Annotated in this window: 13 protein-coding genes; 2 read left to right on the top strand and 11 right to left on the bottom strand. The window is 71.7% G+C overall.

From position 1 onward, the window contains the following. Window positions 1–6: 6 nt before the first annotated feature. From ADL15_RS34155 to ADL15_RS34130, 6 genes are read right to left on the bottom strand one after another with little or no spacing between them, the layout of a single operon-like run. Entirely contained in the window at window positions 7–642 is a 636-nt protein-coding gene (locus tag ADL15_RS34155; RefSeq protein WP_083972114.1) for a D-alanyl-D-alanine carboxypeptidase family protein, read from the bottom strand. Between the two features lie 47 nt (window positions 643–689). Continuing rightward, window positions 690–1,652 (bottom strand): quinone oxidoreductase family protein, encoded by a 963-nt coding sequence (locus ADL15_RS34150; RefSeq protein ID WP_083972112.1) that lies wholly within the window; start codon window positions 1,650–1,652, stop codon window positions 690–692. Next, window positions 1,649–2,011: a hypothetical protein gene (locus tag ADL15_RS34145; RefSeq protein WP_067699761.1), complete on the bottom strand. Its 363-nt coding sequence runs from the start codon at window positions 2,009–2,011 to the stop codon at window positions 1,649–1,651. Before ADL15_RS34145 ends, ADL15_RS34150 begins: the two co-directional genes overlap by 4 nt. Beyond that, window positions 2,008–2,871 (bottom strand): DODA-type extradiol aromatic ring-opening family dioxygenase, encoded by an 864-nt coding sequence (locus ADL15_RS34140; RefSeq protein ID WP_067699759.1) that lies wholly within the window; start codon window positions 2,869–2,871, stop codon window positions 2,008–2,010. The genes ADL15_RS34145 and ADL15_RS34140 overlap by 4 nt, the downstream gene beginning before the upstream one ends. 12 nt (window positions 2,872–2,883) lie before the next feature. Then, window positions 2,884–3,630 carry a citryl-CoA lyase gene (locus tag ADL15_RS34135; protein ID WP_067699757.1) on the bottom strand — a complete coding sequence of 249 codons (747 nt, stop codon included), beginning with the start codon at window positions 3,628–3,630 and terminating at the stop codon, window positions 2,884–2,886. Then, on the bottom strand, window positions 3,615–4,751 hold the full coding sequence (locus ADL15_RS34130; RefSeq protein ID WP_067699755.1) for a CaiB/BaiF CoA transferase family protein: 1,137 nt from the start codon (window positions 4,749–4,751) through the stop codon (window positions 3,615–3,617). The genes ADL15_RS34135 and ADL15_RS34130 overlap by 16 nt, the downstream gene beginning before the upstream one ends. 167 nt (window positions 4,752–4,918) lie before the next feature. Here ADL15_RS34130 and ADL15_RS34125 point away from each other — a divergent pair, with 167 nt between their 5' ends. Both ADL15_RS34125 and ADL15_RS34120 read left to right on the top strand, forming a co-directional pair. Then, entirely contained in the window at window positions 4,919–6,340 is a 1,422-nt protein-coding gene (locus tag ADL15_RS34125) for an amidohydrolase family protein (RefSeq protein ID WP_198171128.1), read from the top strand. A 4-nt stretch (window positions 6,341–6,344) separates the two neighbouring features. Next, the gene (locus tag ADL15_RS34120; RefSeq protein ID WP_067699749.1) at window positions 6,345–7,148 is read left to right on the top strand and encodes an IclR family transcriptional regulator domain-containing protein; all 804 of its coding nucleotides are present in this window, start codon (window positions 6,345–6,347) and stop codon (window positions 7,146–7,148) included. Window positions 7,149–7,221: 73 nt separating this feature from the next. On the opposite strand, the gene ADL15_RS34115 is transcribed toward ADL15_RS34120, so the two are convergent. The 5 genes from ADL15_RS34115 to ADL15_RS34095 form a co-directional block, all read right to left on the bottom strand. Then, a complete protein-coding gene (locus ADL15_RS34115; RefSeq protein WP_067699746.1) occupies window positions 7,222–7,644 on the bottom strand; it encodes a hypothetical protein in 423 nt (140 codons plus the stop codon). A 226-nt stretch (window positions 7,645–7,870) separates the two neighbouring features. Continuing rightward, window positions 7,871–9,790 carry a glycoside hydrolase family 127 protein gene (locus ADL15_RS34110; RefSeq protein WP_232344729.1) on the bottom strand — a complete coding sequence of 640 codons (1,920 nt, stop codon included), beginning with the start codon at window positions 9,788–9,790 and terminating at the stop codon, window positions 7,871–7,873. A 4-nt stretch (window positions 9,791–9,794) separates the two neighbouring features. Beyond that, a complete protein-coding gene (locus tag ADL15_RS34105) occupies window positions 9,795–10,610 on the bottom strand; it encodes a carbohydrate ABC transporter permease (protein WP_067699744.1) in 816 nt (271 codons plus the stop codon). A 1-nt stretch (window position 10,611) separates the two neighbouring features. Then, window positions 10,612–11,511: a carbohydrate ABC transporter permease gene (locus tag ADL15_RS34100; protein WP_067699742.1), complete on the bottom strand. Its 900-nt coding sequence runs from the start codon at window positions 11,509–11,511 to the stop codon at window positions 10,612–10,614. A gap of 107 nt (window positions 11,512–11,618) precedes the next feature. Then, complete coding sequence (locus ADL15_RS34095; protein WP_232344728.1) at window positions 11,619–12,881, bottom strand: ABC transporter substrate-binding protein; 1,263 nt, start codon at window positions 12,879–12,881, stop codon at window positions 11,619–11,621. Window positions 12,882–12,960 lie beyond the last annotated feature (79 nt).

The following is a 12,960-nucleotide window of genomic DNA, read 5'->3' as shown; positions in this document are numbered from 1 at the left end:
AGCATCTCAGATCACCGAGGCCGCTCGTTCCGCCCACCGGGACCGGTCCGGGCGGGGCATCGCCCGGACCGACCGGTAGAGGGTGCCGCGCGGTGCGGCACCCGGGTGCGGCAGCCGCGGCGGCGGCCCGTCCGGGTGGTACTCGAAGTGCCACCACTCGTTGTCGTAGACGCGGTACAGGCTGTGCAGCGCCCCGTGCCGCTCCAGCCAGCGCGCGCCCTCGGTGGGCCGGACGTCCATGGCCGTACCCGCGACGTGCCGCGACTCGTCCGGCGGCAGTGCCCACCGCCGGGCCTCGGTGGCCGACCCGCACCGTTGCACCTCGGCGTGGAAAAGCTCGGCCTGGACCTGTCGGTCGCGGTGACCGGAGGTCAGGCCGAGCAGTTCGCCGTACGTCCACAGGGCACGGGTGCGGGCCGCCTCGAACGCCGCCCGCGCCGCCGGGTCCAGGCCGTGCAGGCTCTCCGCCGGGAAGCGCGCGGCGAGCGCCCACCGGCACGCGGTCTGCCGGGCGCGGCCGGGGGCGACCACGGCGGCGACCGGCGACAGCGCGAAGGCCAGCATCCGGGTGACGGTGCGGTAGACCGGGTCGCGCCGGCGGACCGGGCCGATCGCACCCCGGTCGGTGTCGTGCTGAGGCATGTACCCACGATCCCGTCCCGGCGCCGCCGGGTCATGAGTACGGGTACTCAGAAGCCGAGCACGATCCGGCCACCGGCGGTCCCGGACGCCTGCCGCTGCCAGGCGGTGCCGACCGTGCCGAACGGCACCACCTCGTGCCCGGCGGTCAGCCGACCGGCCGCCGCGTGCCCGGCGACCTCGGCCACCAGCGCGGCGCGCTCCACGGTGGACAGCGCGTTGTTGGTGTAGCCCACGACGTGCAGGGAGCCGCCGCGCAGGGTCGCCGAGTCGATCGGCGCGGTCGGCCCGGCCGCCGAACCCAGGTTCACCAGCCGGCCGCCGGGTCGCAGCACCCGCAGCGCGGCCGCGGCCGGTGTCCCGAACACCGGATCGAGCACCAGGTCGGCCGGCCCGTCGGCGGCCGCGCGCAGCCGTCCGGCCAGCGCGGTGACGTCGTCGCCGGGCAGCAGCGCGACGGTCGCGTGCGCACCCAGCTCGGCGGCCCGTTCCCGGGCCGGCGCCGACCGGGCCACCGCGATCACCCGCCGGGCGCCGGCCAGCCGGGCCAGCTGGATCGCGGCCTGCCCGACCACGCCACCGGCGCCGAGCACGATCACCTGCTGGCCGGCGGTCAGCCCGCCGGCGTGCCGGAGCGCGGCGAGCGCCGCGACCGCGGACAGCCCGAGCGCGGCGACCAGGTGCGACGGCGCGCCGGGCGGCAACCGGACCACGTCCGCCTCGGGCACCGTCACCACCGAGGCCATGCTGCCGTCGCCGGGGCGCATCCCGGCCGCGGTGGCGAACCACACCGGCGTACCGTCGCTCAGCTGCCCGGTGCCCTGGACTCCCGGCACGTACGGGGTCGCCGGCGTACCGAAATAGCTCTCGCCGGAGGCGCAGAGCAGGTCGAGCGGCGTGATCGGCGCGGCCGCGACGGTGACCGTCAGCTCGCCGTCGCGGGCCTGCGGGTCCGGGCGGCGCTCGATCACCGGCGGCGACCCGCAGGTCCGCAGCACCGCCGCGCTGATCATGTCGCGATGTCCGGGTACGGCAGGCTCAGGTGTGCCAGCTTCGCCCCGTAGGCCTTCTGGTACTCGAGCGGCTCGGTGTTGTCCCGCTCGAACAGCGCGATGAACAGCGTCAGGGTCAGGAACGGGTGCGCGCCCAGCTCGAACAGCTTCACGTGGTCGTGGGCCGTCAGGGCCGCGCGTTCCTCCGCGGTGAAGGCCAGCCAGGTGCTGGCCTCGCCGGTGTGCGAGTTCAGCAGCGAGTTGGCCACCGTGCCCTCCCACCACGTCACCAGCTCGGCCGGTTCCGATCGGTACCGCTCGACGAGCGCGGGGTCCCGGTCCACGGTGAACAGGAACTTGTTCAGCAGGTATCTGCTCATGCCGGCGCTCCGTTCGGGTACCAGGTGAAGTACGCCTCCATGGTGTGGAACAGGTCGAGGGTGTCCACGTAGTCGGCCTTCGCGCCGGCCCCGGCCACGCCCATCATCAGCATGAAGTCCATGAAGCCGTGTGTCGCGTTGCCGGGCGCGTGCAGGCTGTCCAGGCTGACCGCGCGCAGGCAGCCGTCCAGGTCGCCGGTGGCGATCCACTCGACGGCGCGCCGGTCGAACTCCGGGTCCGGGCCGTGCGGCCCGAACTGCCGTGGCCCGCCCAGCTCCAGCGACAGGTGACCGGTGCCGATCACCGCGACCCGCAGGTGCGACGGCCACTGCTCGATGATCCGCCGGATCGCCTCGCCGAGTTTGACGAACCGGGACGGCTGGGGCAGCGGCGGCGCGAAGATGTTCGTGTAGATCGGCACGATCGGCAGGTCGGCCTCGGGCCGCAGCGTGATGATCGGGCAGGTGATGCTGTGGTCGATCCGCAGCTCGTTGCTGAACGCCAGGTCGAAACCCTCGTCGAGGCCGGCCCGCAGGATGTGCGCGGACAGGTCCTCGTGGCCGTTCAGGCGCATCCGGGGCAGGCCGAACTCGCGTTCCTCGTTGTACCAGTTCGCGTCGTACATCGGCGCCTTGCCGACCAGGAACTGCGGCATGTTGTCCAGCCACAGCTGGTGGAAGTGGTCCGAGCCGACCATCACCAGCACGTCCGGCTTCGCCCGGGTCAGCGTCTCCCGGAACGCCAGGATCTTGCGGGTCCACTCGTCGGCGAACGGCGGCCGGTCGTCGCCGGTCGCGGTGCTGGCCCGGTAGTAGAAGGGGTGGTGTGTCGAGGCGATGACCGCGACGATGCTGGCCATGGGGGTTCCTTCCTAGGGCTCGTACACCGCGTTGCGGTCGACGGTCAGGTAGATCTGGTTGGCGACCGGGCGGCGGTGCTCCTCGGCGAGCTGGCCGAGCAGGCCCGCGGCGCGGGCCAGCAGCGCGAAACCGCGCAACATCTCGATCGGGAGACCGAGGTCGGCCAGGGCAGCGCCGCAGACTCCGGCGCCGTTCAACGGCAGCTTTTTCGGGTGTACGGCGGCAATCGCCTTGAGCAGTCGCAGATGCGGGCCGTACAGCCCCTCCTCCTGGGCGATCCGGATCAGCACCGGGGTGCGCGGGTCCTGGACCTTGTGCACCGGGTGGCCGAGCCCGGGGATCCGCCCGGTGCTCGTCGCGATCAGCTCGGTGGCGAACGCCGGATAGTCGTCCGGCGCCCCACCGGCCAGGGCCTCGGCCAGGAACCGTCCACAGTCCTCGGTGACGCCCAGGAACCGCGACCCGCCGCCGAGCAGCCCGGCCGCCAGGGCGCCCTGCAGCGAGTCCGGCGCGGAGAGATAGGTGAGCCGGGCGGCGATCGCGGTCGGGGTGAACCCGTGATCGGCGAGCGCGACCAGGACCGCCTCGAAGACCCGCACCTCACCGGCGTTCGGCCGGCGCCGGGCGACCAGCCAGAACGCCAGTTCCCCGAAACCGACCTTGCCCATCAGGTCGGCCGCGAGGTCCTGCCCGAGCAGCGAGATGCTGTCGGCGTCGGACGTGCCGAGCCCGGTCGGGAACTTCAACTCTTCAGCCATGCGCGGATCTCCTCGCCGTGCTCGTCCAGCCCGGGCGGCGGCAGCTCGTACCGCGGCGGGGTCTCGGAGAACGTGATCGGGTTGCGGACCGACGGGATGCCGCCGGAGTCGATCACCGGGTTCAGGCCCAGCTCCTCGGCGAACGCCACGCCCTCGTCGATCGTGTTGATCGGCGCGCACGGCACCCCGGCGTCCAGCAGCGCGCGGAACCACTCGTCGCGGGTGCGGGTGGCCAGCCGCTCCACCAGGATCGGGCGCAGCTCCTCGCGGTGCGCGGTGCGGTCCTGGTTGCGGCCGAAGCGCGGGTCCTCGGGCAGCCCGGGCAGGTCGAGCACCTGACACAGCTTGCGGAACTGGCCGTCGTTGCCGGCGATCACGATCAGCTCGCCGTCCTTGGTGGGCAGCGGCTCGTACGGGAACAGGCTCGGGTGCGCGTTGCCCATCCGGAACGGCACGGTGCCGCCGGCGACGTACCCGCTGGAGTGGTTGACCAGGCCGGACAGCGCCGAGCTGAGCAGGTTGACCTCGATGTGCTGGCCCCGGCCGGTGACCGCGCGCCGGTTCAGCGCGGCCAGGATGCCGATGCTCGCGTGCATGCCGGCCATCACGTCGAAGACCGAGATGCCGGCCCGGAACGGGGAGCCGTCCGGGTCGCCGGTGAGGCTCATCAGGCCGGAGATGGCCTGGACCATCAGGTCGTACCCGGGCATCCCGGCACCGGCGCCGGAGCCGAAACCGCTGATGCTGGCGTAGACGATCTTCTCGTTGCCGGCCGCGACGGTGGCGTGGTCGAGGCCGAAGCGGGCCAGGCCGCCGGGCCGGAAGTTCTCGATCATGACGTCCGCGCGGCGGGCCAGCTCGCGGGCCGCGGTCAGGTCGTCCGGGTCCTTGAGGTCCAGCGCGATCGACCGTTTGTTGCGGTTGATCCCGAGATAGTACGTGGAGACGCCGTCGCGTACCGGCGGCATCCAGGTGCGGGTGTCGTCGCCGGCCGGGCTCTCCACCTTGATCACCTCGGCGCCCAGGTCGGCCAGCAGCATGGTCGCGTACGGCCCGGCCAGGATCCGGGAGAAGTCCGCCACGAGCAGGCCGGACAGGGGTCCGCTGCGTTGTTCCGCCATCACAACCGCCCGTTCTGCGGACGTCTGTCCGCTGAAACAGCGTCGCCGGTCCGGCCTGCGCTGTCAACACTCCGGAAACACACTCTTGACATCAGTTGTGGCCCGGAACACGCTGTCCGAAACGAAGCTGCCCGTACAGCGGACAGGCGTCCGAATTTGAGGTGACCATGAGCGTTATCTTCCGCAACGGACTGGTACTCACCATGGACGACGCGCACACGGTGCTCCCCGGCGCCGACGTGCTCGTGGTCGGCGACCGGATCGCCGAGGTCGGGGTCGGCCTGACCGCCCCGGACGACGCCGAGGAGATCGACGCCACCGGCGGCATCCTGATGCCCGGCATGATCGACACCCACCGGCACATGTGGCAGACGGCGATGCGCGGGTACGGCGCCGACTGGACCCTGAGCCAGTATTTCGTCTGGTACTACCTGGAGTCCGGCAAACTGTTCCGCCCGGAGGACGTCTACGCCGGCAACCTGCTCTCCGCGATCGAGGCGATCGACGCCGGGGTGACCACCACCGTCGACTGGTCGCACGGCCTGCAGACCCCGCAGCACGCGGACGCCGCGGTGGACGCGCTCGAGGCGGTGCCCGGCCGGTTCGTGCTCGCCTACGGCAACATCCAGCAGGGCCCGTGGGAGTGGACCACCTCCGACGGGTTCCGCGACTTCCACCGGCGCCGGATCGCGAACGGCAAGCTGGCCGGGTTCCAGCTCGCCTTCGACGTCACCGGCGACCCGGCGTTCCCGGAGAAGGCGGCCTTCGAGGTGGCCCGTGAGCTGGGCGTCCCGGTCACCACGCACGCCGGGGTGTGGGGCGCCACCAACGACGACGGCATCCGGCTGATGTACGAGAACGGCTTCATGACCCCGGGCACCGTCTACGTGCACGCGGCCACCCTGAGCAGCGACTCGTACCATCGGATCGCGGCCACCGGCGGCTCGGTCTCGGTCTCCACCGAGAGCGAGCAGAGCGCCGGGCAGGGTTACCCGCCCACCTGGCAGCTGCGCAAGCACGGCATTCCGGTGTCGCTCTCGATGGACACCAGCGTGTGGTGGAGCGGCGACCTGTTCTCGGCGATGCGCACCACGCTCAGCGCCGACCGGTCCCGCGAGCACCTGGAGGCGCACGGGAAGCAGGAGACGGTCACGAACCACCACCTGCGGGCCGAGCACGTCGTCGACTGGGCCACCCGCGGCGGCGCCAAGGCGCTCGGGATGGACTCGGAGGTCGGCGCGCTGACCCCGGGCCGGCTGGCCGACGTGGTGCTGCTGCGCAACGACGACTCGCCGGTGATGTTCCCGATCCTCAACGCGTACGGGCACGTGGCGTTCCAGGCGCAGCGCGGCGACGTGCACACCGTGCTGGTCGGCGGCCGGGTGGTCAAACGGGACGGCAAGCTCGTCGATGCCGATCTCGCCACGGCCCGCGCCAAGGTGGCGGCGACCGTCGATCACCTGCGCGAGACGCTGGGTGAAGAGGCGTGGAAGCGGGGGATGAACCCCGAGGTCCCGCCGGCCGAGCTGTTCGACAACCCGTACCAGTACACCGACTACGACGCGGGATCGGCGCAGTGGAAGCATTGAGCCGATGACTGACACCGGAAGGGGCGCGGGTCCCGACTTCATCGAGGCGCTCGCGCGCGGCCTCGACGTCCTGCGCGCCTTCCGGTCCGGCACGCCGTCGATGACGCTGAGTGAGATCGCCGGCCTGACCGGGCTGGCCCGGCCGACCGTGCGGCGGATCCTGATCACCCTGGAGACGCTCGGCTACGTGCGCGGCGCCGGCCGCGGGTACGCGCTGACCCCGCGGGTGCTCGACCTCGGCATGGCGTACGTGCACTCGCTGAGCCTGTGGGACGTGGCCCGCCCGCACATGGAGAAGCTGGTCGCGCAGACCGGCGAGTCGACGTCGATGGCCCAGATGGACGGCAGCGACATCGTCTACGTGGCGCGGGTGGCCGTCCCGAAGATCGTCACGCTCGCGGTGACCATCGGCACCCGGTTCCCGGCCGCCGCGACCTCGATGGGCAAGGTCCTGCTGGCGGCCCTGCCACCGGCGACCGTGGCCGGCGTGGTGGCCGAGGCGTCCCGCTCCGGGATCACCCCGCGCCGGCAGCCGTCACCCGCCGAGTTGGAGACCGCGCTGCGCGAGGTCCGCGCGAAGGGCTGGGCCCTGGCCGACCAGGACCTGGCGCCGGGCATCCGCTCGGTCGCGACCGGCGTGCGCGACGGCGAGGGCCGGGTGGTCGCCGCGCTGAACGTGACGGTGCACGCCGCGGAGACCTCGGTCGAGACCCTGCTCGACGACCACCTGCCGAAGCTGCTCCGCACCGCCGCCGACATCGGCCACGACCTGACCCGCACGGCCGGCATCCCGGCCACCACCGTCTGACCCCGGCCGGCTCTCAGGGGTGCCTCGAGCCCTCCGAGACACCCCTGAGCGCCGGCCGGGAACCCGGTACCGGTCAGCAGCCCTTCTTGGCGAAGACCGGGAGGGTGTGGGTGGCGACCTTCTTCGACTTCACCTGGGTGACCGTGACGCGGCTGAAGACCCGGCGGCAGTCGGAGAGCTTGACCTTGGTGAACTTCAGCTTGACCTTGGTGCGCTTGTAGTTCGCGTCGGCGCAGGACGGGATGCAGGTGTTGACGTTCTGCGTCGCGGTGGCGTACCCGGTGGTCGAGGTCAGCGACGTCCAGTGGATGCCGGTGAAGTAGAGGTCCTTGAAGGGGTAGATCGCCTTCGGCTTGACCTTGACCTTGTGGTGGCCGTAGTCGATGACGAGCGCCGGCTTGGCCGCGGCGGCCTGGGCCGGCGCCGTCGTGGCGACCAGCCCGGTGAGGGCCAGGGCGGCGGCGGCAGCGACGGCGGTCAGTCGGTTCAGCTTCATGTGCGGTTCTCCCCGTGAGTGATCGGCGGTACGGGGGGAAGTCTTCTCAACCCGCACCGGCACCGGGGGACGATCCGGCGAGCGTGGCACGAATGCGGGGCTCAGCTGGTGCTGAGGGTTGTCTCCGGCCCTCGGAGACGACCCTCAGCACCAGCCGGGGTCGGGAGCCGCGTCGCGGTCCGGGGTGCGGCGGGCGTCGCGTGACCGGTAGCCACGGGCGGTGTGCTCAGGTCGTACCGGAAAGGGTTTTGATCGGGATCCAGACCCGCATGGTCGACGGACCGCGACCGGCCCACGAGTGGTAAGGGCGCAGCGGGATGACCGCGGTGACCGGGGAGCGGCGGGCCGGGAGCGGGGACGGTGTGCCGGAATACGGCCAGTTCTCGTCCGGGAGCGCGGTGACCTCGCAGGTGGCGAGGACCGCGCCGGGGGTGTCGGTGAGCGACGGGGTCAGGCGCAGGGCGTCCAGGGCGACGCCGGCGGGCAGGTCGACCGACTCGGCGCAGTAGACGATCGGCCCGCGTTCCACCGCGGCGCACCCGCGGACCGCGTCGACACGCGGATCGGCGACGGTCAGGCGCGGGTGCAGCGGCAGGTCGAGGATCACCAGCTCACCGGGGGTGAAGACGCGGCGCAGGCGGGCCGAGCCGGGCGCGACCTCGGTCACGCCGCCGTCGCTGGTCATCAGGGTGGCCCCGGTCGCCCAGGGTGGGATGCGCAGGGTCAGGGTCCACGGGGTGCCGGGCGACTCGGTGATCCGGACGGTGATCCGCCCGGTCGCCGGGTAGTCGGTGTCGACGCGGAACCCGACGCGCCGGTCGTCGGGCAGCGTCACGCCCACGTCGGCCGCGGTGTACTGGTGCAGCTGCACCCCGTCGTCGTCGGTGGTGGCGATGTACGCGGTCAGCGCCGCGAACGTCCGGGCCAGGTTCGTCGGGCAGCAGGACACCTCGAACCAGGGCGCCCGCAGCGTCGACGCGGCCCGCGGGACCTGGGTGTCGGCGCCCGGCTCGGTGCCGAGGACCCGCTGGTGCAGGGTGTTGGTGTAGAAGAACCGGGTGCCGTCGTCGGACGGCGACGTCGCGATCACGTTGAACAGGATCCGCTCGATCAGGTCGGCGTACCGCGGGTCGCCCTCGGCGAGCAGCAGCCGCCAGGCCAGCATCACCGAGCCGACCCCGGCGCAGGTCTCCGAGTACGCCCGGTCCGGCGGCAGCACGAAGTCGTCGCCGAACGCCTCGTCCTGGTGCCGCGAGCCGATCCCGCCGGTGAGGTACGTCCGCCGGCTCACCGCGGCGCGCCACTGCCGGACCACCGCGGCCAGCAGCTCGTCGTCGCCGGTCTCCACCGCCACGTCGACGGTGCCGGCCGCGAGATAGACCGCCCGTACCGCGTGCCCGCGCAGCACCTCGGCGTCCCGGACCGGCACGTCGTCCTGGAAGTACGACCGGCCGAACTCGATGTCGTCGAGCACCTGGTTCCCGCGCCGCTCCACGAACAGCCGGGCCTGCTCCAGGTAGCGCCGCTCGCCGGTGACCCGGTACAGCTCGACCAGGGCCGGCTCGATCTCGGCGTGCCCGCACACCCCGGCGTCCGCGAACACCTCGCAGACCAGGTCGGCGGCCCGCCGCGCGACGAGCACCAGCAGGTCGTCCGGGTGGCCGGTGCGGGCCCGGGCCACCGCGGCCTGGATCAGGTGGCCGAGGCAGTACAGCTCGTGACCCCACTCCAGATCGGACCAGCGCGGCGGCTGCCCGGCCCGGCCGAACCGGGTGTTGAGATATCCGTCCGGCAGCTGGGCGGCGGCCACCACGGCCACGATCCGGTCGTAGCGCGCCCGCAGGCCGGGGTCGGGTTCGCGGCCGAGCTCCCAGGCCATCGCCTCGAGCAGCTTGTAGATCTCGCTGTCCGAGAACTCCCGGCCCCGGCGGGACTCCGGCGCCACGGTGAAGTTGGCCAGCCACCCGGTCCGTTCGATCCAGTGCTCGATGTGCGCGAGCGAGGTGTTCCGGTTGACCTGCTGCCGGCGTTGCCAGAACCCGTCGCGCAGGGTCACCTCGCGCAGGCTCAGCGGGCGCAACCGGCCGCTGCGGGGTGCCGCGGGCGTGCCGGTGGCGGTCATGGACAGGGTTTCATCGATCGTCACGTGATCAACCTTTGAGAGCGCCGGACATGAACCCGCGGACGTAGTACCGCTGGAGGGCGAGGAAGAGCAGCACGCAGGGCAGCGCCAGGACGACCACGCCGGCCTCGGTCGCGCCGTAGTCGACGATGCCCATCACCTGCTGGCGCATGTTCGCGACGGCGAGCGGCAACGGCAGCTTCCCGGAGTCGCTGATCAGCACGAGCGGGGTGATGAAGTCGTTCCAGGCGGCCAGGAACGCGAACAGGCCCACCGTGATCAGGCCGGGTTTCACCGCGGGCAGCAGCACGTGCCACAGCGCGCGGACCGAGCCGCAGCCGTCGATCAGGGCGGCTTCGCGCAACTCGGCCGGCACCGCCTCGAACGAGATCCGCATCAGGAACGTGGCGAACGGCAGCTGGAACATGCTCAGCACCAGGGCCAGGCCGGCCAGCGAGTTCTGCAGGCCGAGCTGGTTGAGCAGGACGTAGAGCGGGATCAGCAGGGTCGCGTACGGGACCATCAGGATCGCCAGGATGAGCAGGAACAGCACGTTGCGGCCGGGGAACCGGTACGTCGCGAACGCGTACCCGCCGAGCACCGAGGCGAGCAGGGTGACCAGCACGGTCAGCCCGGAGACGATCGCCGAGTTCAGCAGGTACCGCCCGACACCGGCCTGGTAGTTGGCCAGCGTGACGTAGTTGGCCAGGCCCCAGCCGTGCGTCTGCGCGGTGCCGGCGTGCGGCGACACCGACGCCGTCGCCGCCCAGACCAGCGGGAACAGGAAGATCACCGCGAGCCCGCCGGTGAGCACGTAGTACGGGGTACGCCGGAACAGCGCCACCTCAGTCCTCCTTCGAGCGCAGCCAGCGGAACTGCGCGAGGTTCAGCACCAGCAGCGCGCCGAGCAGGATGATGGACAGCGCGGCGGCCAGGCCCAGGTTGTTGCGGCCGGCGAACGCCGCGTTGTAGATCAGCTGGACGACGGTGATCGTGCTGTTGTCCGGCCCGCCCTTGGTCAGGATGTAGAACTGGTCGAACGCGAGCATCGAGCCGGTGACGCAGAGGATCGTGCAGAGCGCCAGCGACGGGCGGATCAGCGGCAGGGTGACGTGCCGGAACGTCTGCAGCCGGTTCGCGCCGTCCAGGCGGGCCGCCTCGTACACCTCGCCGGGGATCGCCTGCAGGCCGACGAGCAGCAGCACCATGTAGAAACCGGCGAACCGCCAGACGATCAGCGCGACGGTGGACCAGAGCGCGCGGGTCGGCGTGCCGAGGAACGACACCTCGCCGAACAGGCCGCTCTGCGGCGAGTAGAGCGCGTAGAACAGCAGCGACGCGGAGGCCAGGCCGAGCGCGCTGGGCACCAGGATCGAGGTGCGCAGGAAACCGGTCCACCGGTTCGACTCCTGCACCACCAGGGCCAGCCCGAGTGCCAGGCCGAGCAGGATCACCGTGGTGACCAGCGTGTACTTGACGGTGAAACCGACTGCTGGCCAGAACAGCCGGTCGTCGACGGCGTCGGTGAAGTTCTCCGGGGCGTTCCAGCCGCGGTCACCGGCGAACAGTCCCCAGTCGGAGAGCGACATCCGGACGACCAGCAGCACCGGCACGACGAAGAAGACGCCGACCAGCAGGGCGCTCGGCGTGGCGTACGCCCAGCCGTGGATCTCCCGGCGCCGGCGTCGCCTGGTGTGCGGCGGTGCGCCGGGCCGCGCCGGCGGCGCGGACAGGATGGTGGTCATGGTTGTCGATTCCCTTCGGACCGGGCGCGGTGCCGGGTTCGTGGTCCGGCTTTCTTCCCGCGCGGGCTTCTCGCGCGGCGCCGGGTGGTCCCGGCGCCGCGCGGTCACTACTGCCCGAGTACGTCGGTGACGGCCGCGTTGTCCTTCGCCAGCGCCCCGGCATCGCCGTAGACCTGGTTGCGCAGCAGCGTGACCCAGGGACTGCCCGGTGCGTTGAAGGCCTGCTGGAAGTTGACCGCGAACGGCGTCTTGCTCTGCGGGGACGCGGCGACCTTGTTGATCGTGGCGACCCGCGGGTCCTTCGCGGCGTACTTGTTGTCGGCCAGGTCGGTGCGGGCGACCGTGCTGTCGTTCGCGGCGAGCACGTCGACCTGGGCCGCCTCCGAGGTGAGCCAGGACAGGAAGTTGCAGGCCTGATCGGCTTTCTTGGAGTCCTTGGAGACGCCGATGCCGTCGCCGCCGACGAAGGTGGAGGCGCCGCCGGTCGCGCCCGGGATCGGCACCACGCCCACGTCGACCGTCTTGGACGCGGTCTTCAGCAGCGTCGCCGGGTACGGCATCACGCCGATCTTGCCCTCCTGGAAGGCCGCGACCCAGGTGGCGCCGGTCTCGTCCTTGGAACCGGGCGCGATCGCCCCGCCGTCCTGCAGCTCCCGCCAGGTGCGATACACCTGCTGGGCGGCCGGGCCGTCGAGCAGCGACGAGGTGCCCTCGGCGTTCATCACCTCGGCGCCGGACGCCCACACCATCGGGAACCAGGTGAAGACGTTGCAACCGCCGCAGTTGCCGCCGAAGTAGGTGCCGTGCACACCCGGCTTGCCGAGCTTCTGCACGGCCAGGGCCTGCTGCTTGAACTCGTCGAGGGTGGCCGGTCCCTTCTCCGGGTCGAGGCCGGCTTCCTTATAGAGCTTCTTGTTGTAGAAGATCACCGAGAGGTCGAGGACGAACGGCAGCACGTACTGCTTGTTCTCGTAGGTGCCGGCCGCCAGGTGTCCCTGGTTGATCTTGTCGGCGTACGGCAGCAGCTTGATCCGGTCGGTCAGGTCGGCGAACAGCCCCGCCTTGGTCCAGTTCGGCACGTAGACGATGTCGGCGGCGAACAGGTCGGGCAGGTCACCGCTGCCGGCCGCCGCACCGACCTTCGCGACGTAGTCGTCGTTCGGCACGATGGTCAGGCTGACCTGGTTCTTGTGGCTCGCGTTGTACGCGGTGACCAGCGCCTTGGCCTGCAGTTCCAGCGGCGCGCGGGTCCACAGGCTCAGCTGGGCGCCGTCGTCGGTGCCCTCGGCGGTGGCCGGGCCCGCGGAGGCCGTCTCGTCCGGGCCGGAGCTGCAGGCGGCCGGGCCGGCCATCAGTCCCAGGGCCGCCACGGTCGCGACGGTTCTGCGGTAAATGCGGTATGTCCTTTTCCTCACAGTGGTCCTCCTCGAATCCGACGTTTCGGAGTGT

It is taken from the genome of Actinoplanes awajinensis subsp. mycoplanecinus (assembly GCF_001509495.1).
Taxonomy (GTDB): domain Bacteria; phylum Actinomycetota; class Actinomycetes; order Mycobacteriales; family Micromonosporaceae; genus Actinoplanes; species Actinoplanes palleronii.
Note: the sequence above shows the minus strand (reverse complement) of the source record. Positions and strands in the feature narration are given on the sequence as shown.

Bases quoted from the DNA above. Each gene is read 5' to 3' on its own strand.
- ADL15_RS34155 (WP_083972114.1), bottom strand. From the start codon at position 642: ATGCCTCAGCACGACACCGACCGGGGTGCGATCGGCCCGGTCCGCCGG.
- ADL15_RS34150 (WP_083972112.1), bottom strand. From the start codon at position 1,652: ATGATCAGCGCGGCGGTGCTGCGGACCTGCGGGTCGCCGCCGGTGATC.
- ADL15_RS34145 (WP_067699761.1), bottom strand. From the start codon at position 2,011: ATGAGCAGATACCTGCTGAACAAGTTCCTGTTCACCGTGGACCGGGAC.
- ADL15_RS34140 (WP_067699759.1), bottom strand. From the start codon at position 2,871: ATGGCCAGCATCGTCGCGGTCATCGCCTCGACACACCACCCCTTCTAC.
- ADL15_RS34135 (WP_067699757.1), bottom strand. From the start codon at position 3,630: ATGGCTGAAGAGTTGAAGTTCCCGACCGGGCTCGGCACGTCCGACGCC.
- ADL15_RS34130 (WP_067699755.1), bottom strand. From the start codon at position 4,751: ATGGCGGAACAACGCAGCGGACCCCTGTCCGGCCTGCTCGTGGCGGAC.
- ADL15_RS34125 (WP_198171128.1), top strand. From the start codon at position 4,919: ATGAGCGTTATCTTCCGCAACGGACTGGTACTCACCATGGACGACGCG.
- ADL15_RS34120 (WP_067699749.1), top strand. From the start codon at position 6,345: ATGACTGACACCGGAAGGGGCGCGGGTCCCGACTTCATCGAGGCGCTC.
- ADL15_RS34115 (WP_067699746.1), bottom strand. From the start codon at position 7,644: ATGAAGCTGAACCGACTGACCGCCGTCGCTGCCGCCGCCGCCCTGGCC.
- ADL15_RS34100 (WP_067699742.1), bottom strand. From the start codon at position 11,511: ATGACCACCATCCTGTCCGCGCCGCCGGCGCGGCCCGGCGCACCGCCG.